21 protein-coding genes are annotated in these 26,156 nt (G+C 75.3%); 13 read left to right on the forward strand and 8 right to left on the reverse strand.

What is annotated here, in order from left to right; translation table 11 throughout:
• The 4 genes from B5Y66_RS17245 to B5Y66_RS17260 all read left to right on the forward strand — a co-directional run bounded on the left by B5Y66_RS17245 (position 1) and on the right by B5Y66_RS17260 (position 3,749).
• Entirely contained in the window at positions 1 to 627 is a 627-nt protein-coding gene (locus B5Y66_RS17245; protein ID WP_079575796.1) for an OmpA family protein, read from the forward strand.
• Between the two features lie 254 nt (positions 628 to 881).
• The gene (locus B5Y66_RS17250) at positions 882 to 1,367 is read left to right on the forward strand and encodes a rhodanese-like domain-containing protein (protein ID WP_079575798.1); all 486 of its coding nucleotides are present in this window, start codon (positions 882 to 884) and stop codon (positions 1,365 to 1,367) included.
• On the forward strand, positions 1,364 to 2,647 hold the full coding sequence (locus tag B5Y66_RS17255; RefSeq protein ID WP_079575800.1) for an O-succinylhomoserine sulfhydrylase: 1,284 nt from the start codon (positions 1,364 to 1,366) through the stop codon (positions 2,645 to 2,647). Before B5Y66_RS17250 ends, B5Y66_RS17255 begins: the two co-directional genes overlap by 4 nt.
• A 376-nt stretch (positions 2,648 to 3,023) precedes the next feature.
• Positions 3,024 to 3,749: a class I SAM-dependent methyltransferase gene (locus B5Y66_RS17260; RefSeq protein WP_079575802.1), complete on the forward strand. Its 726-nt coding sequence runs from the start codon at positions 3,024 to 3,026 to the stop codon at positions 3,747 to 3,749.
• A gap of 2 nt (positions 3,750 to 3,751) precedes the next feature.
• Here the strand turns inward: B5Y66_RS17260 and B5Y66_RS17265 are convergent, their stop codons facing one another.
• Both B5Y66_RS17265 and B5Y66_RS17270 read right to left on the reverse strand, forming a co-directional pair.
• Entirely contained in the window at positions 3,752 to 4,768 is a 1,017-nt protein-coding gene (locus B5Y66_RS17265; protein ID WP_079575804.1) for an NADP-dependent oxidoreductase, read from the reverse strand.
• A gap of 33 nt (positions 4,769 to 4,801) precedes the next feature.
• On the reverse strand, positions 4,802 to 5,188 hold the full coding sequence (locus tag B5Y66_RS17270) for a DUF1304 domain-containing protein (protein WP_079575806.1): 387 nt from the start codon (positions 5,186 to 5,188) through the stop codon (positions 4,802 to 4,804).
• A gap of 100 nt (positions 5,189 to 5,288) precedes the next feature.
• Between B5Y66_RS17270 and B5Y66_RS17275 the strand changes: the two genes are divergently transcribed.
• The 3 genes from B5Y66_RS17275 (at position 5,289) to B5Y66_RS17285 (ending at position 7,914) form a co-directional block, all read left to right on the forward strand.
• Entirely contained in the window at positions 5,289 to 5,867 is a 579-nt protein-coding gene (locus B5Y66_RS17275) for a TetR/AcrR family transcriptional regulator (protein WP_079575808.1), read from the forward strand.
• A 241-nt stretch (positions 5,868 to 6,108) separates the two neighbouring features.
• Positions 6,109 to 7,353, forward strand: coding sequence for a M14 family zinc carboxypeptidase (locus tag B5Y66_RS17280; RefSeq protein WP_079575810.1), 1,245 nt, complete (start codon positions 6,109 to 6,111; stop codon positions 7,351 to 7,353).
• Positions 7,354 to 7,461: 108 nt separating this feature from the next.
• Positions 7,462 to 7,914, forward strand: a complete 453-nt coding sequence (locus B5Y66_RS17285; RefSeq protein WP_139820951.1) for a hypothetical protein — start codon at positions 7,462 to 7,464, stop codon at positions 7,912 to 7,914.
• On the opposite strand, the gene B5Y66_RS17290 is transcribed toward B5Y66_RS17285, so the two are convergent.
• The 6 genes from B5Y66_RS17290 to B5Y66_RS17310 form a co-directional block, all read right to left on the reverse strand.
• Entirely contained in the window at positions 7,860 to 8,582 is a 723-nt protein-coding gene (locus tag B5Y66_RS17290) for a hypothetical protein (RefSeq protein WP_079575814.1), read from the reverse strand. The genes B5Y66_RS17285 and B5Y66_RS17290 overlap by 55 nt on opposite strands.
• A gap of 44 nt (positions 8,583 to 8,626) precedes the next feature.
• Entirely contained in the window at positions 8,627 to 9,220 is a 594-nt protein-coding gene (locus B5Y66_RS17295) for a hypothetical protein (protein ID WP_079575816.1), read from the reverse strand.
• Between the two features lie 90 nt (positions 9,221 to 9,310).
• Positions 9,311 to 9,970, reverse strand: a complete 660-nt coding sequence (locus tag B5Y66_RS17300) for a response regulator transcription factor (protein ID WP_079575818.1) — start codon at positions 9,968 to 9,970, stop codon at positions 9,311 to 9,313.
• The gene (locus tag B5Y66_RS17305) at positions 9,967 to 11,289 is read right to left on the reverse strand and encodes a sensor histidine kinase (RefSeq protein WP_139820952.1); all 1,323 of its coding nucleotides are present in this window, start codon (positions 11,287 to 11,289) and stop codon (positions 9,967 to 9,969) included. The genes B5Y66_RS17300 and B5Y66_RS17305 overlap by 4 nt, the downstream gene beginning before the upstream one ends.
• 149 nt (positions 11,290 to 11,438) lie before the next feature.
• Entirely contained in the window at positions 11,439 to 12,365 is a 927-nt protein-coding gene (locus B5Y66_RS22330; protein ID WP_139820953.1) for a hypothetical protein, read from the reverse strand.
• The gene (locus B5Y66_RS17310) at positions 12,365 to 13,081 is read right to left on the reverse strand and encodes an ABC transporter ATP-binding protein (RefSeq protein ID WP_079575822.1); all 717 of its coding nucleotides are present in this window, start codon (positions 13,079 to 13,081) and stop codon (positions 12,365 to 12,367) included. Before B5Y66_RS17310 ends, B5Y66_RS22330 begins: the two co-directional genes overlap by 1 nt.
• 245 nt (positions 13,082 to 13,326) lie before the next feature.
• On the opposite strand from B5Y66_RS17310, the gene B5Y66_RS17315 reads away from it, so the two are divergent.
• From B5Y66_RS17315 to B5Y66_RS17340, 6 genes are all read left to right on the forward strand, one after another.
• Positions 13,327 to 15,768: a choice-of-anchor L domain-containing protein gene (locus tag B5Y66_RS17315; RefSeq protein WP_079575824.1), complete on the forward strand. Its 2,442-nt coding sequence runs from the start codon at positions 13,327 to 13,329 to the stop codon at positions 15,766 to 15,768.
• Positions 15,769 to 15,770: 2 nt separating this feature from the next.
• Positions 15,771 to 16,352 carry a hypothetical protein gene (locus B5Y66_RS17320; protein WP_079575826.1) on the forward strand — a complete coding sequence of 194 codons (582 nt, stop codon included), beginning with the start codon at positions 15,771 to 15,773 and terminating at the stop codon, positions 16,350 to 16,352.
• A gap of 102 nt (positions 16,353 to 16,454) precedes the next feature.
• Positions 16,455 to 19,889: an exodeoxyribonuclease V subunit gamma gene (gene recC / locus B5Y66_RS17325; RefSeq protein ID WP_079576009.1), complete on the forward strand. Its 3,435-nt coding sequence runs from the start codon at positions 16,455 to 16,457 to the stop codon at positions 19,887 to 19,889.
• Positions 19,886 to 23,449: a UvrD-helicase domain-containing protein gene (locus tag B5Y66_RS17330; RefSeq protein WP_079575828.1), complete on the forward strand. Its 3,564-nt coding sequence runs from the start codon at positions 19,886 to 19,888 to the stop codon at positions 23,447 to 23,449. Before recC ends, B5Y66_RS17330 begins: the two co-directional genes overlap by 4 nt.
• Positions 23,446 to 25,497, forward strand: coding sequence for an exodeoxyribonuclease V subunit alpha (gene recD, locus B5Y66_RS17335; protein WP_079575829.1), 2,052 nt, complete (start codon positions 23,446 to 23,448; stop codon positions 25,495 to 25,497). Before B5Y66_RS17330 ends, recD begins: the two co-directional genes overlap by 4 nt.
• Complete coding sequence (locus B5Y66_RS17340; RefSeq protein WP_079575831.1) at positions 25,494 to 26,126, forward strand: HAD-IA family hydrolase; 633 nt, start codon at positions 25,494 to 25,496, stop codon at positions 26,124 to 26,126. Before recD ends, B5Y66_RS17340 begins: the two co-directional genes overlap by 4 nt.
• Positions 26,127 to 26,156: the final 30 nt, after the last annotated feature.

Genomic DNA, 26,156 nt, shown 5'->3' on the forward strand with positions numbered 1-26,156 from the left:
GTGCGACGCCCACCTCTCGCGCGCCGGACGGCGCCGCTCGCGACGGTCCTGACCCTCGCGCTCACCACGGCCACCCTCGGCTCCGCAGCTTCCGCCACGTCCGCCACGTCCGCGGACTCCTACGACTGGCCGACCATCGACTCCCTCGACCTCGGCGAGCCCGCCCAGGAGCAGCGCGTGGCCTCCGTGACGGCCTATGTCGCCGACGGCTCCGTCACGCGGTACGTGGTCGAGGGCTCGGTCGACCCGGTCGACGACACCACGACGGACGGCGGCGAGACCGTCGTGACCCTCTCGTCCGACATCCTCTTCGACTCGAGCGACGCCTCGCTGTCGAAGGCCGCCAAGGCCAAGATCGCCTCCCTCGTCGAGGACGCGCCGGAGGGCGCCGCCGTGACGATCGACGGCCACACCGACACGGTCGACACCGACGCGTTCAACCAGGACCTGTCCGAACGACGGGCGAAGGCCGTGGCCGGTGCCGTCGGCGACGCCCGCGGCGACCTGAAGCTCGACGTGCACGGGTACGGCGAGACGCAGCTCAAGGAGCCCGAGACGGGCGACGGCGAGGCCGTGGCCCATGCGCGCGCGGAGAACCGTCGCGTCGAGATCCGCTACGGCAGCTGACCGTCATTCTCATGCCGGAAGCTTGACCGAGGCTTTACCCGGCGCGCCGAACGCCCGCTTCGTGGCGCGCACCGTTCACGTCGCGAGACGGGGTGACCAGCAGGCGGACGGCGGGCGTACGATCGCCACGACCATCCCGAGCGGCCGAGTGACGTGGCACGTCGACGCCGCAGCAACCCGCGGGCCGGTCGTCGCCTATGGCGACGGGCGGTCCGGACGAGGGTGCTACCGCCACGACCGATGGGAGGACTGCCATGAGCACCCAGATCGATCCCCGCCCCGCCGAGGGCTACGCCGGCGACCTCACCCCGCAGCAGGCGTGGGACCTGCTCGCCACCGACAGCGACGCCGTCCTGGTGGACGTGCGCACCGAGGGCGAGTGGCGCGCGATCGGCGTCCCGGACACCACGACGGCCGGCAGGCCGCCGCTCTTCGTGGAGTGGGTGCAGGCGGGCGGGCGCCCGAACGCCGGTTTCCTCGCGGAGCTCGCCGCCGCCGGCGTGACCGCCGAGCGCCCGATCGTCTTCCTGTGCCGCTCCGGCCAGCGCTCCATCGGCGCGGCCCGCCTCGCGACGTCGTCCGGCCTGGGCCCGGCGTACAACGTGCTCGAGGGCTTCGAGGGCGGCCCCGGCTTCGACGGCATCCGCGACCGGGAGGGCTGGAAGGTGCGCGGCCTGCCGTGGGGCGCCTACGACGACGCCGCGGCCGCCGGGAGCACCGCGACGGAGACCCGCGCATGAACGCCGCGCGCCCGCAGCAGGACATCCCCACCGGCCCGGCCGCGGACGAGGTCACGTACGGCGGGTCCGGCCGCGGGCCTCTGCCCGCCACCGCACGCCCGGCCACGCTCGCCGTCCGCGGCGGGCACCGCCGCTCGGAGTACCAGGAGACGTCCGAGGCGCTGTTCCTCACGCAGGGCTACGTCTACGACACCGCCGCCGACGCCGAGGCGTCGTTCAGCGGCGACCTGTCGCGGTTCGTCTACTCCCGCTACGGCAACCCGACCGTGCACACGTTCGAGGAGCGGCTGCGGCTGCTCGAGGGCGCCGAGGCCTGCTACGCGACGGCGTCCGGCATGTCGGCCGTCTTCACGACGCTCGCCGCGCTGGTCTCCAGCGGCTCGCGCATCGTCAGCGCGCGGGCCCTCTTCGGCTCCACCAACGTCATCTACGAGGAGATCTTCGCCAAGTGGGGCGTGCGGGTCGACTACGTGGACGGGCACGTGCTCTCCCAGTGGGAGGAGGCGCTCGCGACGCCGACCGACGTCGTCTTCTTCGAGTCGCCGTCCAACCCGATGCAGGACCTCGTGGACGTGCGGCGCGTCGCCGAGCTGGCGCACGCCGCCGGCGCGCAGGTCGTGGTGGACAACGTCTTCGCCACGCCGATCCTGCAGCAGCCGCTGACGCTGGGCGCCGACATCGTGGTGTACTCCGCGACCAAGCACATCGACGGCCAGGGCCGCGTGCTCGGCGGCGCCATCCTGGGCCCGAAGGAGTTCCTCGAGGGCCCCGTGCAGACGTTCATCCGCAACACCGGGCCGTCGCTCAGCCCGTTCAACGCGTGGGTGCTCGCCAAGGGTCTGGAGACGCTCGACCTGCGGGTGCGCGCCCAGAACGCCGCGGCCCTGGAGATCGCGACCGCCCTCGAGGGCTTCCCCGAGATCGCGGCCGTGCGCTACCCGTACCTGCCCTCGCACCCGCAGCACGAGCTGGCGAGGTCGCAGCAGTCCGGCGGCGGCACGGTCGTGACCTTCGACCTGGCGGTCCCGGAGGGGACGGAGCCGGAGGCGGCCAAGAAGCGGACGTTCGCGTTCCTCGACGCCCTGCAGATCGTGGACATCTCCAACAACCTCGGCGACGCGAAGTCGATCATCACGCACCCCGCCACGACGACCCACCGCAAGCTCGGCCCCGAGGGCCGCGCCAAGGTGGGCATCGCCGAGACCACGGTGCGCCTGTCGATCGGGCTCGAGGACCCGCGGGACATCGTCGAGGACGTCGAGCAGGCGCTGCAGGCCTGACCGCCGTCACCCGTCGAGGGTGTCGAGCGAGAGCCGGAAGAGGGACAGCCGGCGGCCGTCGGCGCACGTCACCTCGCCCGCCGGCCGCCGCCAGGCGACCGTCGAGCTCCACGGCGTTGGCGAGCTCCCCGGGCTCCAGGCCGGCGTGCACCCGCCGTCCCCGCTCGATCCATCGCGCGGTGCTTTCGGGCGTCGACGCCGTCCCCTCCGTGAGCCACCGGACCGTCTGCTCGTCCTCGCCTGCGTTGTGCGCCTCCACGTCGGCGTCCGTGAACCGCCGCAACCCGATCATGACGGCCAGCATGACCGGTCGGGGTGCACGCGTCACCGGGAACTGCCTGGTGCCCGCCGGGTCACGTCGGCCTACGGTCGGTGGGTGCCCGACGCGATCTTCGACGACCCCACGCTCGCCCGGCTCTACGACCCCCTGGACCCGGACCGCGGCGACCTCGACGCCTACCTGGCGCTCGCGCGCGAGCTGAGCGCGCGCCAGGTGCTCGACGTCGGTTGCGGCACCGGCACGTTCGCCCTGCTGCTCGCGGCGGAAGGGGTCGACGTCGTGGGCGTCGACCCGGCGGCCGCGTCGCTCGACGTCGCCCGGGCCAAGCCCGGCGCCGAGCGCGTGCGCTGGCTGCACGGCGACGCCACCTCCCTCCCGGCCCTCCAGGTGGACCTCGCCACGATGACGGGCAACGTCGCGCAGGTCTTCCTCACCGACGCCGCGTGGACGGCGACGCTCCGCGGTGTCCGCGCGGCGCTCGCCCCGGGTGGGTACCTCGTCTTCGAGACCCGCGACCCGGCACGCCGCTACTGGGAGCGCTGGACGCGGGAGCACACCTTCGCACGTACCGACGTGCCCGGGGTCGGCATCGTCGAGACGTGGACCGACCTGACCGACGTCTCCGCGCCCTTCGTCACCTTCCACGGCACCATCGCGCTGCCGGACGGGCGCGTGCTGCACTCCGACTCCACGCTGCGCTTCCGCGAGCACGACGAGATCGAGGCGTCGCTCGATCAGTGCGGGTACGTCGTCGAGCAGGTGCGCGACGCCCCCGACCGCCCGGGGCTGGAGTGGGTGTTCGTCGCCCGCGCCGCCGGTTGAGCTCAACCTGCCGTGCGGACGACCATCTTCCCGGTGTTGGCGCCGCGCATCATGTCGACGAACGCCTGCGGGGCGTTCTCGATGCCGTCGACCACGGTCTCGTCGTAGGCGATCTTCCCGTCGGCGAACCAGCCGGTCATGAGCTCGCGGAACGCGGGCGCGTGGTCGAGGTAGCCGGCGAGCGTGAAGCCCTTGAGCATGAGCCCGCGGGTGATGAGGTTCGCCATGTTGTCCGGCCCGGGCAGGCGGTCGGTGGTGTTGTAGCCGGCGATGGCGCCGCACAGCGCGACCCGGCCGCCGTCGTTCATCACGTCGAGCGCCGCGGTGAGGTGGTCGCCGCCGACGTTGTCGAAGAAGACGTCGACGCCGCCCGGCACCAGCCCGGGCAGCTGCTCGCGCACGGGTGCGTCCTTGTAGTTCAGGGCGGCGTCGTAGCCGTACTTCGAGGTGAGCAGCTCGACCTTCTCCGCCGACCCCGCCGACCCGACGACCCGACCCGCGCCGAGCAGCCGCGCGATCTGGCCCGCGGCGGTGCCGACGGCGCCCGCGGCGCCCGAGACGAACACGGTGTCGCCGGGCTTCATGCCCGCGATGGCGGTGAGGCCGACGTAGCCGGTGAGGCCCGTCATGCCGAGGATGCCCAGGTGCAGCGACAGGGGCACGCCCGGCAGCTCCGGCACGACGCGGAACCCGCGCGCGTCCTCCTGCACGACGTCGCGCCAGCCGTGCTGGTGCAGCACGATCGCGCCGACGGGGACGTCGTCCGACGCGGACTCGACGACGCGCCCGATCGCACCGCCCGTCATGGTCTCCCCCAGGGCGAACGGCGGGGTGTAGCTCTTCACGTCGTTCATGCGCCCCCGCATGTAGGGGTCGACGGAGACGAACTCGTTGGCGACGCGGACCTGGCCCGGCTCGAGGTCGCCGTACGTGACCTGGACGGTGCGGAAGTCGTCCGGCGTCGGCCACCCGGAGGGGCGGGCGGCGAGCTGGACCTGGGTGCTGACGATCGAGGACATGCGGGTGGTGCCTTCTTCCGGTGGAGCGGGTGGTCAGAGCGCGAGGCCGGCGACGAGCGCGACGACGGCGAGCAGCGGCACGGCGCCCTGCTTGATCGCCGCGCCTCGCTTGCCGGGCGAGGACAGGAACAGGACGAGGGCCGCGGCGAGCATGCTGCCGGTGCCGGCCAGCACGAGCGCCGCGCCGGCACCCGTGGTCCCGGCCGCGACGAGCACGATGCCGACCGCCGTCACGACGGCGAGGAACAGGTTGTAGAAGCCCTGGTTGAAGGCCAGCTCACGCGTGGCGGCGGCCTCCTGCTCGGTGGTGCCGAACGTGGCACGCGCCCGGGGCGTGGTCCACGCGACGGACTCGAGCCAGAAGATGAACACGTGGAGCGCGGCGGCGACCCCCGCCAGGACGAGCCCTACGGCGACCATCGGTTCTCCCTGTTGCCTGCCCGGCGCGAGGCCGGGCTGATTCTGTAACGGTCGGTCCACTGTATATACTGCAACGAGCGTTACACAACTTGGAGGCAGGATGGGCAGGGCGCAGGGGTTCGAGACCGGGCAGGCGGTCCGGGCGGCGCGCGAGGTGTTCTGGCGCGACGGCTACGCGGAGGCGTCCGTCCCCGCGCTCGAGCGCGCCACGGGCCTGAACCGGTCGAGCATCTACCACGCCTTCGGCTCCAAGCGCGGGCTCTTCGATGCCGCCGTGCAGAGCTACCTCGACGAGGTCGTCCGCCCCCGGCTGCGCCCCCTGGTCGCCGACGCCGTCGCCCCCGACGCCCTCGTCGGCTACCTGACCGGCCTGCGCGCCGCGCTCGCCCGGGCGGAGGAGATCCAGGGCGCCGCGGGCTGCCTGCTGGTCAACACGTCCAGCTCCCCCCTCGCGAGCGACGACGCCGTCCGGCAGACCGTCGCCGACTACCGAGCGGAGCTGCGCGCCGCCCTCCGGCGCGGGGTCGTCGCGATGCGCCCGGACGCACCGGAGGCGGACGCCGACCGGCTCGCCGACGTCTGCACGGCCCTCGTGATCAGCGCCTTCACCCTCGTGCGGGTGGACCCGCCGAGCGCGCTGCACTGCCTGGACACCGCCGTCGACGTGCTCAAGCACTGACCCCGCCCGGCTGAGCGCCCGCGGGTCGAGCCCGGTCTCGACAGGCTCGTCGGTGGATCAGGAGTCGGCGCCCGCAGCAGAGTGCGCCCCCGTCTCCGTGCAGCAACATGGCGAATACTCGAGAAACTGTCTGTCCGGGCGACCTCAGCGCGCCGAACGCCGCCTTCGGCGCAAGGATGCTGCTCACCGGCACGACGGAGTGCCGGGCTGCACCACGGACAACCACCACCGGAGGTTTCACGTGCGTCTTTCTTCCCCTCGACCCCGACGTCTCGTCGCCGCCCTCGCGGCCGGCGCCACCGTCGCCGGTCTCGCCGCCACGTCGGCCGCTGCGGCGCCGGTGCGGACGGCCCCGCCCGCGCCCGACGAGCAGGGCACCTGCAAGACCTTCGACGACCCGCAGTTCAACGGCTGGACCACCCACGCGGAGCTGAAGCGGGAGCTCGCGCAGCTCGAGCGGACCAGCAACGGCCGCGTCCAGGTCGACGTCGCCGGCCACACCCACCAGGGCCGCGAGCTGTACACCGCGCGCGTCGGCACGGGCGACCGCGTGCTGCTGGTGCAGAGCGCCATCCACGGCAACGAGCGCACCGGCACCGAGGCGCTCCTCGGCATCCTCAAGAAGCTCGGCAGCGGGAACGACGCCGCGACCCGCCGGGCGCTGGAGAACGTCACCCTGGTCGCGATGCCCATGGTCAACCCCGACGGCGGCGAGCTGAACCGCCGCATGAACGTCGTCCCGTGGGACGACGTCGTGGCCGACTTCCCGCAGCTCGCCGGTGCTCCGCGCGCCTGGTACCACTCGCTGACCGGCGACGGCATCGACCAGCCCGGCTTCGACCTCAACCGCGACTTCAACCCCGACCTGGACTACGTACCACAGCCGGAGGACCTGCCCGGGCAGCAGGTCGACGCCGGGTTCTTCCTGTCCCCGGAGTCGCAGACGATCCGCGACGTCTACGTCGGGCTGCAGGAGGAGTTCGGCACCGTCGACGCCGTCGTCGACCTGCACCACATGGGCCCGTGCGACGACCTGACGGGCGGCCCCCAGGACGGCAAGCCCATCTCCGTGTCGCTGGACTACCCGCCGCTGGGCGTGAACGACGGCGCCGCCTACCAGGCGGACTGGCCGCTGCTCGACCAGGACAGGTCACGGCGCTACGCGCTTGCCGTCGCGAACGGCATCCAGGCGCAGTACGGCACGCAGTCGCCGCTGGCCGCCGTCGGGCGCTACTTCCACCCCGACGCGCGCGAGTACGCCGGCCAGGGGCGGTCCGCGTTCGCCCTCAACGGGTCGGCGACCGTGCTGTTCGAGGTGCGCGGCCAGCAGGACGACCTCGGCCAGAAGCTGCACGGCATGCTCGTGCAGAGCGTGCGCACCGGCGTGGAGTCCCTCATCGACGCGATGGCCACCGGCGAGGTCGACAGCCTCGACGGCGACGCGTTCTTCGAGCTCCCGGACTACGGGTGGGAGGACGCCGACTGACGGCAGCCGGCACGAGCACGACGAGCCCGGCCCGCGTCGACGGACGCGGGCCGGGCTCGCTCGTGCGCGCCCGTGGCCGCGGCCCCGCACCAGGGGTACGGTCCGACCATGTCGGCCGAGACGGTCCCCGCGCGCACTCGCCGTCGACGACGCGTCGGGTGGGTGGCGATCGCCGCCGTCACCGTGGTCGCCGTGGTCGGGATGGCACAGCTGTACCCGCTGCCCCGCACCGCCGACGTCCTGTCGCCACCCGCCGACGCCACGGCCGAGGAGGTCGTGCGCGCCTATCTGGAGGCGATCGACGCGCACGACTGTGACACCGCGCAGGACCTCACCGCACCGTCGTTCGCCGCCGTCACCGAATCCATGTGCCACGACGCCGCGAGCCTGACGACCACTGAACTCCAGACCGTGGGCACGGGTGCCGTCCATGCCAGCTTCGACATCGACCGGCGACTGTTCGCCGAGGACGTCTCCGTCCCCGAGGACGGCTGGGGCTGGACCTACTACCTCACCCGCGGCCCCGAGGGGTGGCGGGTCAGCGACGCCGGCAACGGCTGACGCATGCCGGACGGGGCCACGGCCCGCGTCCCGGCCATGTCGTGTCCGGGCCGGTGGCCGTCGCACGCGACGGCGAACAGGTAGGCCACGATCACGCTCAGCACGGCGAGCTCGCCGCCCTCCTCGACCGCCGTCACGAGGTACGTGTGGGGCGCACGACCCTCCACCACGACGTGCAGCTGGTCGACCAGGACACCGAAGCCGGCGAGCGCCACGGTCAGGAGCAGGAGCACGATCGAGGCGGCGCGCGCGGCGGGGCTCGATCGCAGGTGCGCGGCCAGGAGCACGGCGCCCAGCACGAGCGCGAGCCCCGCGAGCCACACCAGCTCGCCGATCGCGGGTCCGGCGACGGGTGCCGGGCTGCGCGCGAGCCAGGCACCGGCGCGCTCGTGCAGCATGAGGCGGTCGTCGACGAGCACGACGACGAACCCGAGCGCCCAGGCCGCCATGACCGGCCAGCGCAGCCGCACGGCGACCCAGCCCAGGAGCCCGGCCGCCCAGGCCACCTGGACCGCGAAGAGCACCTCCCCGTACCCCCACTCACGCCCGAGGCGGAACCCTGGCTCGGCGGGCCACCCGGCAAGCCGGTGCCCGAGGTACGCCGACACCAGCGCCCCGACCAGCGCAAGGAGCATCACGAGCAGGACGGCGGCAGGTCCGCGGCGCACCCCGACCGCATCGGCGACGCGCCGGCGCCCGCCCGCCGGCCGACTCACGGGGCCCTCGCCGGGACGGCGACACCCGGCCGGACGTCCGGCGGCGCCGCGATCACGGGGGCCGGGCGCACGCCCATCAGCCGCGCCAGCCGTGGCCCCGGCCGAGGCCGGTGACCGCAGGCGACCACGGCGAACAGGAACGCCACCAGCACGCTCATCACCGCGATCTCGCCGCCGTCCTCCAGGGCCGTGAGGAGAGCGTCGGGGAACCCGCCGTCCGTGAACCGGTGCAGGAGGTCGAGGACGACGCCCGTGGCGAAGAGCCCGCCGGCGAGCAGGACGAGGACGCCGGAGACGGCCCGCGCGTCAGGTCCGGCGCGCAGGTGGAGCGTCAGCACGACCTGCCGCCACCGGACCGCGGCCCACACCAGGAGGGCCGCCGCCCAGACGGTCAGGACCGAGAAGAACATCTCGCCGTAGCCCGTCTCCTGCGCCAGCCCGAACGCCAGGTGCGACGGCCGACCGATCGTCCGGCGCCCGAGGTGAGCGACCACGAGGCCGCCCACGACCGCCAGGAGCATCACCGCGAGAGTCGCGGCAGGGCCGCCGCGCAGCCCCAGGAGCGTGACCGCCCCGCGCAGCATCGCCATGACCGTTCTCCTCTCGAAGACCGCCACGTCGTCGGGCCGCCGGCCGCACGCTAACCAGCGCTCATGAGAGAAAGATGAGACGGACGCAGGTCAGGCCCCCGGGACGGCCAGCCCCGCGTCGTACGCCCACACCACGAGCTGCACGCGGTCGCGTGCCCCCGTCTTGGTCATGATCCGGCTGAGGTGCGACTTCACCGTGCTCGGCTCGAGGAACAGGGCCGCGGCGATCTCGGCGTTGGACGACCCGCGGCACAGCAACGCGACGATCTCCTGCTCACGCCCCGTGAGCAGCCCGGACGCGGCCGGGTCGGCGACGACGGGGCCCCGGCGCCGCGCGAACTCGTCGATGACGCGTCGCGTGAGGGTCTGGTCCACGAGCCCGTCACCCGCGGCGACGCGGCGCACGGCGTCGACCAGCACGTCCGGCTCGGCGTCCTTGAGCAGGAACCCGGAGGCGCCCGCCTCGAGGGCGCCGAACACGTAGTCGTCCAGGTCGAACGTGCTCACCACGAGGACGGGGACGGGGTCGACGACGCCGGGCCCGGCGAGCTCACGCGTCGCGGTGATGCCGTCGCCGCCGGGCATCCGCACGTCCATGCACACGACGTCGGGCCGCTCGCGGCGCGCCACCCGCACGGCGTCGGCCCCGTTCGAGGCCTCGCCCACCACCTCGAGGCCCTCGCTCTGCAGGATCACGGTGAACCCGGCGCGCACCACCGCCTGGTCGTCCACCAGCACGACGCGCGTCACCGGGCGACCTGTCCGGCGCGCTGGCGGGCGGGGGCCGCGCTCTCGGGACGCGGCACGGTCAGGCGCACCAGCCAGCCGCCGCCGGAGGTGCGGCGCGCGGTCAGCCGGCCGCCGACGAGCTCCGCACGCTCGGTCATGCCGATGACGCCGTGACCGGGCCCTGCCTCCTCGGGCGGCGCGATCGCCGCCGGCCGGTCGGCCGGGCCGTTGCGGACCGTCACCGCGAGCTCGTCCTCGTCGTACACCGTCTCGACGTCCACCGCGCTGCCCGGCGCGTGCCGGCGGGCGTTGGCGAGCGACTCCTGCAGCACCCGGTACACGGTGAGCTGCGCCGTCGGCGGCAGGTCGTAGGGGTCGCCCCGGCGCGTCTCCTGCACCCGCGTGCCGGTGCTGCGGGCGAGGTCGAGCAGGGCGGGCACGTCCGCGAGGGTCGGCTGCGGGGCGGAGGGTGCGTCGTCGCCGTCGCCGGTGTCCCGCAGGATGCCGACGACGAGCCGCAGGTTCTCGAGCGTCTCGCGTCCCTGCCCGCGGATCCAGCGCAGCGACTCCTTCGCCCGCTCCGGGTCGCCGGTCACGAGCCGTTCGGCGGCGGCGGCCTGCACGACGATCCCGGAGAGGTGGTGCGCCGCGACGTCGTGCAGCTCACGGGCCATCCGCCCCCGCTCGGCGAGGACCGCCTGCGCCGCGAGCGCCTCGCGCTCGCGCTCCGCCTGCGCGACGCGCGCCCGCAGCTGCGCCAGCAGCTCCCGGCGGGTGCCGACGTACGCGCCCACCAGCACGGCGCCGAGGTACGTGACGAGCGCGGACACCAGCCCGCCCCACAGCTGGGTGCCGACGGGCACGCCGAGCTCCGCGGCCGACGCCGGGCCGCCGAGCACGTACCCGAGCAGCACCTGCACGACGGCGGTCGCGGCCGCCGCTCCGAGGGCCGGGCGGCGCGGGGCGTAGACACCCACGGAGTACGCGGCCATCAGCCCCGCCGGCGCCTGGAAGCTCATGAACGCCGGCAGCAGCGGTGCCAGCGCCAGCTGGCCGAGCAGCGTGAGCGCCAGGCACAGCATCGGCCACCGGCGGCGCAGCGTCAGCGCCATCGCCTGACCGACGATGACGACGCACGCCGCCACCGTCGCCCCGGTGCTCATGCCGTCGAGCGACGCCCGGGCGCCGAACGTCTCGCCGAGGTTGGAGGACACCAGCTGCAGCACGGCCACGAACAGGCCGACGGACATCACCGCGACCACGGCTCCGAGCAGCGCGTCGCGGCCCGTGGGGGTCCGGACGCCGAGGGCGTCGAGCCGCCGGCGCAGCACGTCGAGCACAGGTCCTCCGTCGAAGTCGAGATGATGCGGGACGGGTCGTCCCGGGGCGGTGAGGCCGCCCCGGAAGGGCGCGTGCCGCCCGGCCCACGGTACGCCGTCCGGGGCCGGACGAGACGCGTCATCGCTGGTCAGACACCGATCAGGCGCTGTCAGGCGAGGTCGCGACGCCGGAACGCCGCGCCCGCGGCGACCAGCAGCACGGCCGCCCAGGCGAGCAGCCCCGCCAGCGCCGCCGCGGCGCCGACGCCCGCCGCGGCGTCCGTCGTCGCGCCGAACAGCTGGGCCGCGCCCTGACCCGCCGACGCGAGCGAGCCGAGGGTGATCGGCAGCCACGACGTCGCCGTCGTCGCACCGCCCGTGAGGACGAGCGCGGCGGCCTGGACCATCGGTTCCACGAGGGCGAGCCCGACGACCACGACGATCGCCGCGACCTGCCCCCGCACGAGGGTACCGACGGCGAGCCCCAGCCACGAGAGCAGGACCATGACCGCCAGGCCGCGCACCCACACGCCGAGCGCCTCACCGGCGCCGATCGCCAGGCTCGCGCCGGGCGTCGTGGCGACCGCGACGACCAGCCCGACGGCGGTGACCAGGGCGAGCGCCGCGCCGACGGCGAGCGCCGCCGTCGCCGTCGCGCCCGCCTTGCCCGCGAGGATCCGGAGCCGGTCGGGGACGGCGAGCGCGGTCGGCACGATGCCGCCCGTGCGGAAGTCGATGGTCGCCGCGAGCGCACCGAGCAGGAGCACGCACAGCGCGGTGACGCCGCTGGAGCCGGACCCGGCGGGCCCGTTGCCCATGAGGTCGAGCAGGGAGCGCTGGGCCGTGGCGGACCCGAGGTCGGTGGCGGCGGCGAGCCCCGACAGGAGCTCGCTCGTGTCCGCCGGGGACATCTGGACCCCGGCGTGGAACCCGGCGTCCGACCCGCTCAGGGCCTCCAGCGTGCGTAGCGTGCGCGGCAGCACGAGCGTGAGGACCTGCGTGAGAAGCATCCCCGCGACGGCGACGGCCCCGATGACCCAGGGCGTCCGGGTGGTGCGCAGCTTGAGCAGCTCGGCACGGAACACGGCGCGGTACATCAGCGCACTCCTTCGGTGGCGGCGGTGAGGTCGAGGTACACGTCCTCGAGGCTCCGGTCGGTGGTGACGAGCTCGTCCAGCGCTCCCGCGGCGACGACGCGCCCCTGGCCGATCACGACCAGGTCGTCGGCCACCTGCGCGACCTCCCCCAGCACGTGGCTGGCGAGCAGCACCGTGCCGCCGTCGTCGGCGAAGGAGCGCAGCAGCTCCCGCAGCCAGCGCATCCCGGCGGGGTCGAGGCCGTTGGCGGGCTCGTCGAGCACGAGCACCTGCGGCCTGCCGAGCAACGCGGTCGCGATGCCGAGGCGCTGCTTCATGCCGAGGGAGTAGGTGCGCACGCGGCGGTCCGCGGCCGGAGTCATGCCGACGGCGGCGAGCACCTCGTCCACGCGGCGGCCCGGCAGGCGCGACGCGGCCGCGTGCACCCGCAGGTGGTCGCGGCCGGTGCGGCCGGGGTGCAGCCCGCCCGCGTCCAGCAGCGCGCCGACGACCTGCGCCGGGTGCTCCAGCTCGGCGTAGCGGCGGTCGTCGAACGTCGCCGTGCCCGCCCCCGCCCGGGCCAGCCCGAGCAGCACGTGCAGCGTCGTGCTCTTGCCCGCCCCGTTCGGCCCCAGCAGGCCGACGACCTTCCCCGGCTCAGCCGTGAAGCTGACGTCGTGCACGGCCTCGAAGCCGCCGTAGGACTTGTGCAGCCCTTCGATCCGGATGGTGGTCATCCGTCCCTCCCTCGTCGTCCGGCGCTCTCGTCGTGTCGCCTGCGCCGGTACCCCGAGCCTTCCCGGGAGAGGGCCGACGGGTCTTGAGGCGGAGGGCGGAACCTGGGTTACGTCTCCCGGGGGAACTGTCGCCCCGGTGTCCCGAACCCGGCGCCCTTCCCTCCCCACAGCCATGAAGTTCGGAACGGCCCGCACCGTGCGGACCGTGCAACGGGCCGCGTCCCGCGGCCGTCGGAGGAACTCTCATGCGCCACCTGTTGCGGTACGGAATCGCTGCGCTCACGAGCGCAGCCCTGGTCGCCGGCGCGGCCGTCGGGGCGCACGCCGCGCCCCCGGGCACCGGCACGATCCGGGTCACGTTCAGCACGCCCGACGACGTGCCCGGCCAGCTCAACCTGACGAGCAAGGAGCAGCAGTACGTCGCCTCGAAGGGCGTCGAGGGCACCGGGAGCGTCGTCGAGTGGGACGCGCCGTCGGGCCGCTACTCCGTCGAGGTCGACCCGGTCATGGCGGGCAAGCTCCGCTACGTCGGGATCGCGGAGAAGCTGCGCAACATCCAGGTCAAGCCCGGCGCGACCACCGACGTCACCGTCACGTACTTCCGCTCCCAGGGTGTCCAGGAGGTGCACCAGGTGGGTGCGGAGCCCGACCGGGTGACCCTCGCCTGGGACGCGCCGCCGCACACCTCGGTGCAGGTGCGGCGGACGCTGGGCGACGAGCCTGCCACCAGCCCGTCCGAGGGCGTGCGCGTCGAGACGGACGGCGACGGCCTGGTCGACACCGGGCTCGAGCCCGGCACGCAGTACACGTACTCCCTGTGGGCGCGGCCCGGCGACAGCGCGCACGGCGTCGCGAACCGGGCCGGCCCGGTGGCGCTCACGGTGGGCACGCCCGACCCCGAGCGCCCCGAGACCGCCAGCTACACCGTCAGGCAGATGACCATGCTCGCGACGGCCGACGACGTCGTCTCCGCGCAGCAGACCGGTGACGGCGTCCGCGTCGTGCTCGCCGAGGGCGTCGACGCCCCGGCGCCGGGCGCCGCCGTCGTGCTCCCGGCCACCGACTCCCTCCCGGGCGGGTTCGTCGGCGTCGTCGACGACGTGTCGCTCGACGGCCGCACGCTGGCGCTCGCGGCGGGCGGCGTCGGCGACGGCCTCGACTACCTGGACATGACGGTGCCGGACCTCGGCGCCGTGCCGCTGCAGGAGATCCCGCCGCCCGACGACCCGACCGCGACCGCGCCCGAGCCCCTCGCCACCGATCGCGCACGGGCCGGCGCGCCGGCCGCCGAGCCCGGCACCCAGGCGATCGGCGAGTGCAACAAGCTCGGCGCCGAGCTCGGCAGCATCGGCTTCGACCCGGGGTTCGAGATGGACGGCCACATCGACGTCACCGTCGACAAGTACAACGTCCTCGGGGTGGACGTCCCGACCGGCCTCGGCATCGACACCGAGGTCGCGGTGACGCTCTCCGGCGCCCTCAGCGCGACGGCGAAGGCGGCCTACGAGTGCGAGATCACGCTTCCCTCGCTGATGAAGACGTTCACCGCGGGGCCCGTGCCCCTGGCGCTCCTCATCAAGCCGGCGGTGAAGATCGGGGTCTCGGGCGAGCTCAAGATCTCCAACGTCGGCGCCGCGACGACGATCGGCTTCGCGGCCGACGGCTACGTCGGGCTCGAGGGCGACAACCACTTCGACACGGACCTCATCGCCGAGACGGAGCCGCTCGTCCCGAAGGCCGAGGGCGGGGCCGCGACCATCCAGGCCGACGTCGCCGGGGACCTGGTCTTCGGGCCCGGGGCCGGCACCACCGACGCCGGTGTGATCGCCGGGATCGGCGGCACCATCGCCCCGCTCAGCGCGAAGGCCATGATCTCGTTCCCGGGCGGCGATCCGTGCGTCGAGCTCGGCCTCGGCGGCAAGATCGCGATGATCCTGACCGCCCGGGCGTGGCTGGGTGTCTTCGAGGCCAAGGCCGAGACGGAGCTGCTGAGCAAGGTGTTCCAGTACGCGGGCAGCCCGTGGCACTTCCCGAGCGGCTGCAACGAGGCGCCCGACCCCACCGGCGACCTGCTCGGAGACGGCGTGACCATGGTCGACGACGAGGTCGTCGGCGATGCCGGGCAGTGGGGCCACGTCGGGGGCTACGTCCCGGACACGACGGCGTGGGTGCTCAGCACCGGCTCCGTCGAGGACGCCAAGGGCGACCCCGGCAACCTGGCGAGCACCGACCTCGACGGGCCTGGCAACGACGCACTGAGCGCGCTGGCCGGCGTCGACACCCGCGACGCGGCCGCCTACCGCGTGCGGCTCGTCCCGACGGGCGACACGCTCCGTGTCCGGTACGTCTTCGCGAGCGAGGAGTACCCGGAGTTCGTCGGCAGCAGGTTCAACGACGCGATGGGGGTGTTCGTGGACGGCCAGAACTGCGCTACCGTGCCGGGCACCACCAGTCCGGTCTCCGTCGCGACCGTCAACGCCGACACGAACGCGCAGTACTTCGTCGACAACGCCGCCGGCGCGCCGGGATACGACACGGCGTTCGACGGCCTCACGGTCCCGCTCGAGTGTGCGGTGCCCGTGGACCCGGGCGTCGCGGTCGACGTCGTGATCGCCGTCGGCGACGTCGGCGACCGGCTGTGGGACAGCGCGGTGGCCATCCCCGACGACGGAATCTGGTCCGACTGACAGTGAACGCACGCCGAGGCCGCCCGCAAGGCGGCCCTCATCCCCGGCAGGTCCCCGGCTACGCGGAAGCGCGTCGCGCCGGGGGCCTGCCGGTCGTCCCCGACCAGCCCCCGGAGCTGGCCGTCCGGCCGACGGCCAACGGCCTGTTCCTCCGCTTCGTGGCGTTCGCCGCCGGCGGCCTGGTCGCGATCCTCGCGGTCGTCCTGCTGATGGACCCGCTCGGAGTCCCCGGCGCGTGGCAGGCGCCGGTGTTCGGCGTCCTCGGCCTGACCTGGTTCGTGCTGCTGTTCCGCCGGCTGGCCGCCGTCGGGCGGCAGTCCGCCGCCGAGCTGCAGCGCGGGTACACCACGCTGGTCCTGGACTTCGGAGGGTTCTGGGTCGGCGAGGGCCCGCTGACCCTCTCCGGCGACATGCGCGCCGCCTGGGACTACCGCGGCACCTGGCACCTGAACCACCGCGACGGGCACGTGCTCCGTGCCCCCGACCGCAGCATCGACCCGCCCGGGATGTATCCCTCACCGCATCGCCCGGGGCAGTACGAGCTGTGGACCGGCGCCACGTGGCTGGGGCACTACGCCGACTGACGACCCGCGCCCGCTCGGCCGATCTCCCTCGCGTCCCCCCGGGCGTCGATCCCTGTGGAGAACCGGGTGTCGCTGTCGGCGCGGGGCCGTAACCTGGCCGACGTGCTGCACGTCCACCGGTCCGAGCGCTCCGACGCGCTCGTCGCGCCCCTCGCCGACGTGCTCGCCGAGCCGCCGGACGACCCGTTCACCCCCGACGTCGTCGCGGTGCCCACGCGCGGCATCGAGCGCTGGCTGGCTCAGCGGCTGTCGCACCGGCTGGGTGTGGTCGGCCGGTCGGGCGCGGGGGTGTGCGCCAACGTGGACTTCTCCTCGCCGTCGCGGCTGGTCGCGTCCGCGGTGACGGCGGTGACCGGCGTCGAGCCCGACGCCGACCCGTGGCGGCGCGCCCGCCTCGTGTGGCCCGTGCTGGAGACGATCGACGCCTCGCTGGACGAGGGCTGGGCGGCACCGCTCGCGCGGTACGTCGGGGAGGCCGGCGACGGCGTGCGGCGCTCGCGCCGCGTCGCGCTCGCGCAGCGCGTGGCCGAGCTGTTCGCCGCCTACGCGCAGCAGCGGCCCGGCCTGCTGACCGGGTGGCGGGAGGGCCGCGACGACGACGCCCCCGACGACCTGGCGTGGCAGCCGCGGTTGTGGCGGCTGGTGCGCGAGCGCGTGGACGAGCCCGGTCCGGCGGAGGTGCTGACGGAGGCCGTCGCCGCGCTGCGCGCCGACCCGGGCGCGGTCGACCTGCCCGCGCGCCTGTCCGTCTTCGGCCCCACCCGCCTGCCCGAGGACCAGCTCCGCGTGCTGCGGGCGCTCGCGCTGCACCGCGACGTCCACCTCTGGCTGCCGCACCCCTCCCCCGCGCTGTGGGAGTCGGTCGAGGCATTCGTGCCCGCCCCTGCGACAGGGCCAGCGGCGACCGGCGGCATGGTGGACCCGCGTCGGGACGCCCTGCCCCCGGCCGCGCGGCACGCGCTGCTGGCCTCCACCGCGCGCGACTCCGTCGAGCTGCAGCTGCGGCTGTCGGGGGCCGTCGACGACCCGGCCGCCAGCGAGGAGCGGCCTGCTGTGCGCGTCACGTCCCACCCCGCGCCGCCACCCCCGGACACGCTGCTCGGCGCGCTCCAGTCGGCGCTGCGCGCGGACGACCCGGACGCGACGCCCAGCCCGGTCGACCCCGCCGACCGCAGCGTGCAGGTGCACGCGTGCCACGGCCGTGCCCGCCAGGTCGAGGTGCTGCGCGAGGTGCTCACCGGGCTGTTCGCCGCCGACCCGACGCTCGAGCCGCGCGACGTCATCGTCATGTGCCCCGACGTCGAGTCGTTCGCGCCCCTGGTGACCGCCACGTTCGGCGCCGCGCCCGACGGCGTCACGCAGGTGCACCCCGGCCAGCGGCTGCGGGTCAGCCTGGCCGACCGCGGGCCGGGTGTCGTCAACCCCGTGCTGGGCATGCTGGCCACGCTGCTGCGGCTGGCCGACGGTCGCGTCACCGCGTCGGAGGTGCTCGACCTGGCCACGACGGAGCCGGTGCGCCGCCGCTTCCGCCTCTCTGACGACGACCTCGACCGGTGGCGCGACTGGGCCGTCGAGGTGGGTGTCCGCTGGGGCGAGGACGGGTCGCGCCGCGCCCGGTTCGGCATCGACCGGCGCGTGCGGCAGGGCACCTGGGACGCCGCGCTGGACCGGGTGCTGCTGGGCGTCGCGATGGCGGAGGAGGACTCCCGGTTCGTGGGCCCGGCGCTGCCGCTGGACGACGTCGGGTCCACCGACGTGGACGTCGCGGGCCGGTTCGCCGAGCTGGTGTCACGGCTGACGGGGCTGCTCGCCGACCTGGACGGCACCCACCCGCTGGAGCACTGGCTCGACACGCTCGAACGCGCCGTCACGCTGCTCACCGACCCGGCCCAGGACGACGCGTGGCAGTCGGTCCAGGCGCGCCGGGTGCTGGGCGACGTGCGGGCCGCGGGTGCCGGGCGGGCCGCCGTGGGCGCAGGGCTGCGGCTGGAGGACGTGCGCGCCCTGCTCGCGGACCGTCTGGCCGGCCGGCCGACGCGCGCGGGCTTCCGCACCGGCGCGCTCACCGTGTGCTCGCTCGAGCCCATGCGCGCGGTGCCGCACCGGGTGGTCTGCCTGCTCGGCATGGAGGACGGCGCGTTCCCCCGCTCGGCCACGCCGGACGGCGACGACCTGCTCGCCCGCGACGCCCGCCTGGGCGAACGGGACCGCCGCAGCGAGGACCGGCAGATCTTCCTCGACGCGCTCACCGCCGCCCGCGAGCACCTGGTAGTGCTGCACTCGGGCGCCGACGAGCGCACCGGAGCCGCGCGGCCGCCCGCCGTCCCCGTCGCCGAGCTGCTGGACGCGCTCGACCGGGTCGGCGCCGCCGACGACGGCCTGCCCGTGCGGCGGCAGGTCGTGGTGCGGCACCCGCTTCAGGTGGTGGGCGAGCGCAACTTCGAGGCCGGTGCGCTGGGCGCGCCCGGGCCGTTCAGCTTCGACTCGGCGGCGTTCCGCGGCGCGGAGGCGGGGCGTGGCGACCGCGTCGAGCAGGGGCTGCTCGTGCCCGAGCCCCTCACGCTCGGCGCCTCCGCGCCGGGCGAGGTCGACCTCGACGACCTCGTCGCGATGCTCGAGCACCCCGTGCGGTGGTTCCTGCGGACCACGCTCGACGTCCGCGTCGCGCAGGACGAGGACGAGGTGGACGACCGGCTCCCGCTGACGATGCCGCCGCTCGCGGCGTGGGGCGCCGGCGACCGCATGCTCACCGCCGTGCTCGGCGGCACCGACCCCGGGCGCGCGTTCCAGGCGGAGTGGCGCCGCGGCCAGGCACCGCCGCGCGAGCTGGGGCGCACCGCGCTGCGCGACGTCGTCGAGCGGGTGCAGCCGGTGGAGACGATGGCGCGGCAGGTCCGGGCCGACCTGTCCGCCCGCGCCGTCGACGTGTCCGCGGCGCTGCCGTCCGGCGTCCTCGTCACGGGCACGGTCCCCGGTGTGCACGGCGGCCGCGTGGTGCGCGCCGAGTACTCGAAGCTCGGGCCGAAGCACCGGCTGCGGGCCTGGGTGCAGACGCTCGCGCTCGCAGCATCCGGCGGCGACGGAGGCCTGCCCGCGGGAGAGCGGTGGCACGCCGGCACGGTCGGGCGCGCGCCGGGTCGCGGCGCCAAGGCCGCATGGAGCCTGATCCAGGCCCCCGAGGCGGCGGACGCCGCCCGGCTCCTCGACGACCTCGTCGCGCTCCGGGCCGAGGCGGTCCGCGCCCCTCTCCCTCTGCCCCCGGACGCCGCGCACGCGTACGCCGTCTCCCGTGGCGGGGGCACAGGAGACCCCGGCCAGGCGACGAGCGAGGCCCGGTACACGTGGACCGGCGGCTTCGAGAAGACCGACCCGTACCACCTCATGGTGTGGGGTGACGGGGCGTCGTTCGACGTGGTCGCCGGCACGCCGGACGACGACGACCGCCGACGGTTCCCCGACGAGCCGTCCCGGCTGGGGGCGCTCGCCCGGCGGGTGTGGGACCCGTTGCTGGCGCACGAGCAGAAGGGCACCTCATGACGGCGGGCGGCACGACGGGCCTCGGCACCGACCCGACGGGCGGCCTGGCCGGCGCCCCGGAACGGCCCGTCTTCGACGTGTGCGGGCCGTTGCCGGAGGGCACCACGGTGCTGGAGGCGAGCGCCGGCACGGGCAAGACGTTCACCATCGCCGCTCTCGCGACCCGGTTCGTCGCCGAGGGCCGCGCCGAGCTCCGCGAGCTCATGCTCGTCACCTTCGGCCGGGCGGCGACATCCGAGCTGCGCGACCGCGTGCGCGAGCGCCTGGTGAGCGCCGAGCGGGCGCTGCGCGGCCCGGACCCGGCATCCAGCGACGACCCGGTGATCGCGTTGCTCGCGGACGTCGACGCGGCCGAGCTCGACCGCCGCCGCGCCCGCCTCGCGGCGGCCCTGTCACAGCTCGACGCCGCGACCATCACCACCACGCACGGCTTCTGCCAGCAGATGCTCACGTCCCTCGGCATCGCGGCCGACGTCGACCCCGCCGCGTCGTTCGTCGCCGACGTCGCCGACCTGGCCCGCGAGGTCTCCGACGACCTGTACGTGCGCCGCTTCGCGGACGAGGCGCGCCCCGCCCTGACACCGTCGATGGCGGCCGACCTCGGCCGCGCCGCCGTGAGCGACCACCAGGCCCTCGTCGAGCCCGCCGAGCAGGGCGGCGGCGCGCCGACCACGCCCGGTGCGCTGCGTCAGGCGGTCGCGCTGGAGACCCGCACCGAGACGCTGCGCCGCAAGCGCGCGCAGCACCTCATGGACTACGACGACCTGCTGGTCATGCTGCGCGAGGCCCTCGCCGACCCCGTGCACGGGCCCACGGCGGCCCAGCGCGTGCGCTCCCGGTTCCGCGTCGTCATGGTCGACGAGTTCCAGGACACCGACCCCGTGCAGTGGGAGATCCTGCGCACCGCGTTCCACGGTCACCGCACCCTCGTGCTGATCGGCGACCCGAAGCAGGCGATCTACGCCTTCCGCGGCGCCGACGTCGTCGCGTACCTCGACGCGCAGCGGGACGCGACCGCCGTCGCCACCCTCGGCACCAGCTGGCGCAGCGACGAGCCGCTGCTGCGCGCCCTCGACACGGTGCTGGGCGGCGCGGCGCTGGGCGACGAGCGGATCGTCGTGCGGCCGGTGGACGCCGCGCACGGCGCGTCGCGGTTCGACGGCGGAGCGCCGCTGCGGCTGCGACAGGTGACGCGCGCGGCGCTCGGCCTGTCCCCCGGCGAGACGCCGCCGGTCGGCCCTCCGCGCCAGCTCGTGGCCGCGGACGTCGCGGCGGACATCGCCGCACGCCTGGGCCGCGACCGGCTGGTGGACGCCGCGCTGGTCGAGCCTGTCGGGACCGGGGTCCCGACAGGCTCGACCGCCGGCGCCTGGAGGCCCCTCGAGCCGCGCGACGTCGCGGTGCTGACCCGCACGAACGCGCAGGCCGAGGCGGTGCGGTCGGAGCTCACGAAGCGCGGCGTGCCCGCCGTCGTCTCCGGGCTGTCGAGCGTGTTCGCCACGCCGTCGGCACGGGACTGGCTCACCCTGCTCGCCGCGCTGGAGCAACCGGGGGCGCACGGGCGCGCGGCGGCGCTGGCCCTCACCCCGTTCGTCGGCTGGGACGCCGAGCACCTCGCGACCGCGGACGACGCCGCGCACGACGCGCTCGCCGACACGGTGCGCCGCTGGTCCCGGCTGCTGTGGTCTCGAGGGGTGGCGGCGCTGCAGGAGGCCGTGACGCGCGACGGGCTGGCGGAGCGGCTCATGCGCACCACCGCGGGCGAGCGCCGCCTCACCGACCTGCGGCACGTGGGCGAGGTGCTGCACGTCGCCGCGGTGACGGAGGGTCTGGGCGCGTCCGCGCTCACCGCGTGGCTGCGGCGGCGCATCCGTGAGGCCGCGCAGGACTACGACGAGGAGCGCAGCCGCCGCCTGGAGACGGACGCGGCGGCGGTGCAGGTCGTCACCGTGCACGCCAGCAAGGGGCTCGAGTTCGGCGTCGTGTACGTGCCGTTCGCGTGGGACCGGTTCGAGCCCCGCCAGCCGGACGTGCTGCGCTTCCACGCCGGCGACGGCCGACGCATCCTGCACGTGGGCGGCCCGGGCTCGTTCGGGTACGACGCCGCGCTCGAGCGGCACCGCCGGGAGGAGGGCGGCGAGGACCTGCGCCTGCTGTACGTGGCGTTGACCCGCGCCCGGCACCAGGTCGTGGCGCACTGGGCCCCGTCGAAGGCGAACACGGCGAAGAGCGGGCTGACGCGCGTGGCGCTGGGCGAGCGCACCCTGGGCGGGGAGCCCTCGCCGCACGCGTCTCAGCAGGCGATGCGCGACGACGCGGTGCGCGGGACGCTCGGGGCGCTCGCCCAGCGCTCCGGCGGCACGATCGCCGTCGAGGAGGTGCCCGGCACGCCGTCGACCGAGCCCTGGCGTCCGCCCGCCACGGCGGAGCCCGCGCTCGCCGTCGCGCACCTCGACCGGGTGCCGGACCCGACGTGGCGGCGCGCGTCGTACTCCGCGCTCACGGCCGCAGCGCACACGGGACGGCCGGGCGGCCTCGCCGCGTCGCCCACCGCGCCGACCGGTGCCGGGCCCGGCGGCATCGAGTCGGAGCCCGAGGGCGGAGGCGTCCAGGACGAGCCTGCCGAGGCAGCACCCACGGCCGTCCGGCCGGGCGGAGCCGACGTCGCGGCCGCCGAGGCGCCCGGGGTCGACCTGCCGTCCCCCATGTCGGGGCTGCCCGCAGGCACGGGCTTCGGCACGCTCGTGCACGAGGTGCTGGAGTACGCGGACACGGCCGCACCCGACCTCGACGCCGAGCTGCTCGCCCGCTGCGCCGCGGCGGCGACCGCCCGGGTGCCCGGCGCGGACCCGGGCGAGCTGGCCGCCGCGCTCGGCGTCGTGGCGCGCACCCCGCTCGGCCCGCTGGCCGGCGGGCGCACGCTCGCCGACATCACGCCGCGCGACCGGCTCGCCGAGCTGGAGTTCGAGCTCCCGCTGGCCGGCGGCGACGGCGACGCGCACGGCGGCTCGGCCGCCGCCACGGAGGGCGCGTCCCTCGCCGGGATCGCCGCCCTCCTGGCCACCTTCCTCGGCGACGACGACGCATTCGCCGCCTACCCGGCCGCGCTCGCCGATCTCGCGGCGGCGGACCCCACGGCCCGGCCGTTGCGCGGCTACCTCACCGGGTCGATCGACGCGGTGCTGCGCGTGCCCGGCGACGGCGGCACGCCGCGCTTCCTCGTCGTCGACTACAAGTCCAACCGTCTCGGCACGTTCGACACGCCCCTGACGGCGCACGACTACCGGCCCGAGGCCACGGTCGAGGCGATGCTGCACGCGCACTATCCCCTGCAGCTCGTGCTCTACCTCGTGGCGCTGCACCGCTACCTGGCGTGGCGGCTGCCCGGCTACGACCCGGACGTGCACCTCGGCGGCGGCCTGTACCTGTTCGTGCGCGGCATGTGCGGCCCGGCCACGCCGACGGGGCCCGACGGCGCCCCGTACGGCGTCGTGTCGTGGACCCCGCCGCGCGGGCTCGTCCCTGCACTGTCCGCGCTGCTGGACGGAGGCGACGCATGACCACCTCGCAGACAGGGCCCGCCGGGACGACCTCGTCGGCCGGGACTGCCGGGACCCGGCTCTCGACGGGCTCGACCAGCGACGGCGACGTCCGCCTCGCCGTCGCGGGCCCCGACCTGCTGCGGGAGTTCAACGCCGCAGGCCTGGTCGCCGCGACGGACGTGCACGTCGCCGACCGGCTCGGCCGGCTCACCGGGGAGGAGGACCCGACGGTGCTGCTCGCCGTCGCGCTCACCGTCCGGGCGCTGCGCGGCGGGTCGGTGTGCGTGCGGCTCGACGACGAGGTGGAGCTCGCGGCGCTCTCCCTGCCCGAGGACGCCGACCGGGGCGACCCCCTCGGCGACGGGGGCGCCGAGGCCACTCCCCCGCCGTGGCCGGAGCACGCAGCGTGGGTGCGGGCGATCGAGGCGAGCCCGCTCGTGGCTCTGGGCGCGGGCGGTCCCGACGACCGCCCCGCCCGTTGGGTCGGCGGCCGCCTGTACCTGGACCGGTACTGGCGCGACGAGCTCACCGTGCGGCGGCTGGTCGACGCCCGGCTGCAGGCGCCCCCGCTCGAGCCGGCGGGAGCGGACCGGCTGGAGGCGACGCTGTCCCGGCTGTTCCCCGCGGCGGGCGACGTCCGTCAGCGGCTCGCGGCCGCGCACGCCGCGGGCCGCCGGCTCACGGTGCTCACCGGCGGGCCGGGCACGGGCAAGACGACGACGGTCGCGCGGCTGCTCGCCGTGCTGCAGGACGTCGCCGACACCGGGACGCAGGCGGCCGGGCCCGGGCTGCGGGTGGCGCTCGCCGCACCGACGGGCAAGGCCGCCGCCCGGCTGCAGGAGGCGGTGCGCGACGTGGTCGGCTCCCTCGCGCCCGAGGACCGCGAGCGCACCGGCCGGCCGGAGGCGACGACCGTGCACCGCCTGCTGGGCTACCGCAGCGCCACCCGGTTCCGGCACCACGCGGGCCACCACCTGCCGCACGACGTCGTCGTGGTCGACGAGACGTCGATGGTGCCGTTGTCGCTGATGGCGCGCCTGCTGGAGGCGCTGCGGCCCGAGGCCCGGCTCGTGCTCGTGGGCGACCCGGACCAGCTCGCGTCGGTCGAGGCGGGGGCCGTCCTGGGCGATCTCGTCGCGCGGCCGCCGGTCGCGACGTTCGAGGCCTCGGTCCCGTCGGTCGAGCCTGTCGAGGCCACGTCCCGGGCTTCGACGGGCTCGACCAACGACGGTGCCGAGCGCGCAGCGCTCGCCAATGGCGTGGTGCGGCTCGTGACGGTGCACCGCCAGGACGAGGACTCTGCGATCCTGCCGCTCGCCGCGGCGATCCGGGACGGCGACGCGGACGCCGTGCTCGACGTGCTGCGCGCCGGCACCGGTGGTGTCGAGCTGGTCGAGGCGGACACGGAGCGCCTGGACGAGCACGCCGTGCGGGGACTGCACGACGACGCGGTCGACGCCGGCCGGCGGCTCGTGGCCGCGGCCCGCGCGGGCGACGCGGCGGGAGCCCTGGAGGCCCTCTCCGAGCACCGCGTCATGGTCGCGCACCGGCGAGGGCCGGTCGGCGTGGCCCGCTGGGCCGCGCAGGTCGAGGCATGGGTGGAGGACGCCGCTGCCGACGGATCCGTCACCCCCTCCGTCCCGGGGTCGCCGTGGGTCGTGGGTCGGCCGCTGCTCGTCACGAGCAACGACGCCGATGTCGGCCTCTACAACGGCGACACCGGCGTGCTCGTCGCGGAGGGAGACCTCGCCGACGGGGCGGTCGTCGCGGTCTTCGGCGACCCGCGCGCCCCGCTCCGGGTACGCACCCACCGGCTGCCGCCGGTCGAGACGGTGCACGCCATGACCGTGCACCGCGCGCAGGGCAGCCAGTTCCGCCGCGTCTCCCTGGTGCTGCCGCCGCCGATCTCGCCGCTGCTCACCCGCGAGCTGCTGTACACGGCCGTCACCCGCGCACAGGAGTTCGTACGCGTCGTGGGCAGCGCCGACGCCGTCCGCGCCGCCGTGGCCCACCCGGTCCGCCGCGCGAGCGGGCTGCGCGAGCCGCTGCCAGGAGGGCCGTCATGACGGTGCGCGCGCTGATGGTCGACGTCGACGGCGTGCTCGTTCGCCGCCCCGACGGGCGCCGCTGGGACGCAGACCTCCTCGCCGACCTGGGGATCGACCCTGCCGATCTCCAGGACGTGTTCTTCCGCGCGCACTTCGACGACGTCCTCGCGGGACGCGCGGACTTGTTCGAGCGCCTGGACCAGGTGCTGCCTGGGCTCGGGCCTGTGACCTCGCAGGAGCTCGTCGACTACTGGTTCACCCACGACGCCACACTCGACACCGTGCTTCTCGACGACCTCGCGGAGCTACGGACGCGGGGGATCGATCTCCAGCTCGCGACCGTGCAGGAGCACCACCGGGCCCGCTACCTGTGGCACGACCTGGGGCTGCGCGGTCGCTTCTCCGCGATCCACTACGCGGCGGACATCGGACACCGCAAGGGCGAGCCCGAGTTCTACCGCGCCGTCGAGACGCGCACCGGTATGGCACCCAGGTCGCACTGCCTGATCGACGACAGCCCCGGCAACGTCGAGACGGCCCGGGAGGCGGGGTGGCATGCCGTCCACTGGACCCCGGGCCTCCGGCTGGCCGACGCGCTCGCGTCCCTCGGAGACGCCACAGCCCGGGCCGGAGACCCCGAGGAATAGGCACAACGCCCCCGCGGGTTGTCCCAGGCG

Source organism: Krasilnikoviella flava (assembly GCF_900167525.1).
Lineage (GTDB): Bacteria > Actinomycetota > Actinomycetes > Actinomycetales > Cellulomonadaceae > Isoptericola > Isoptericola flavus.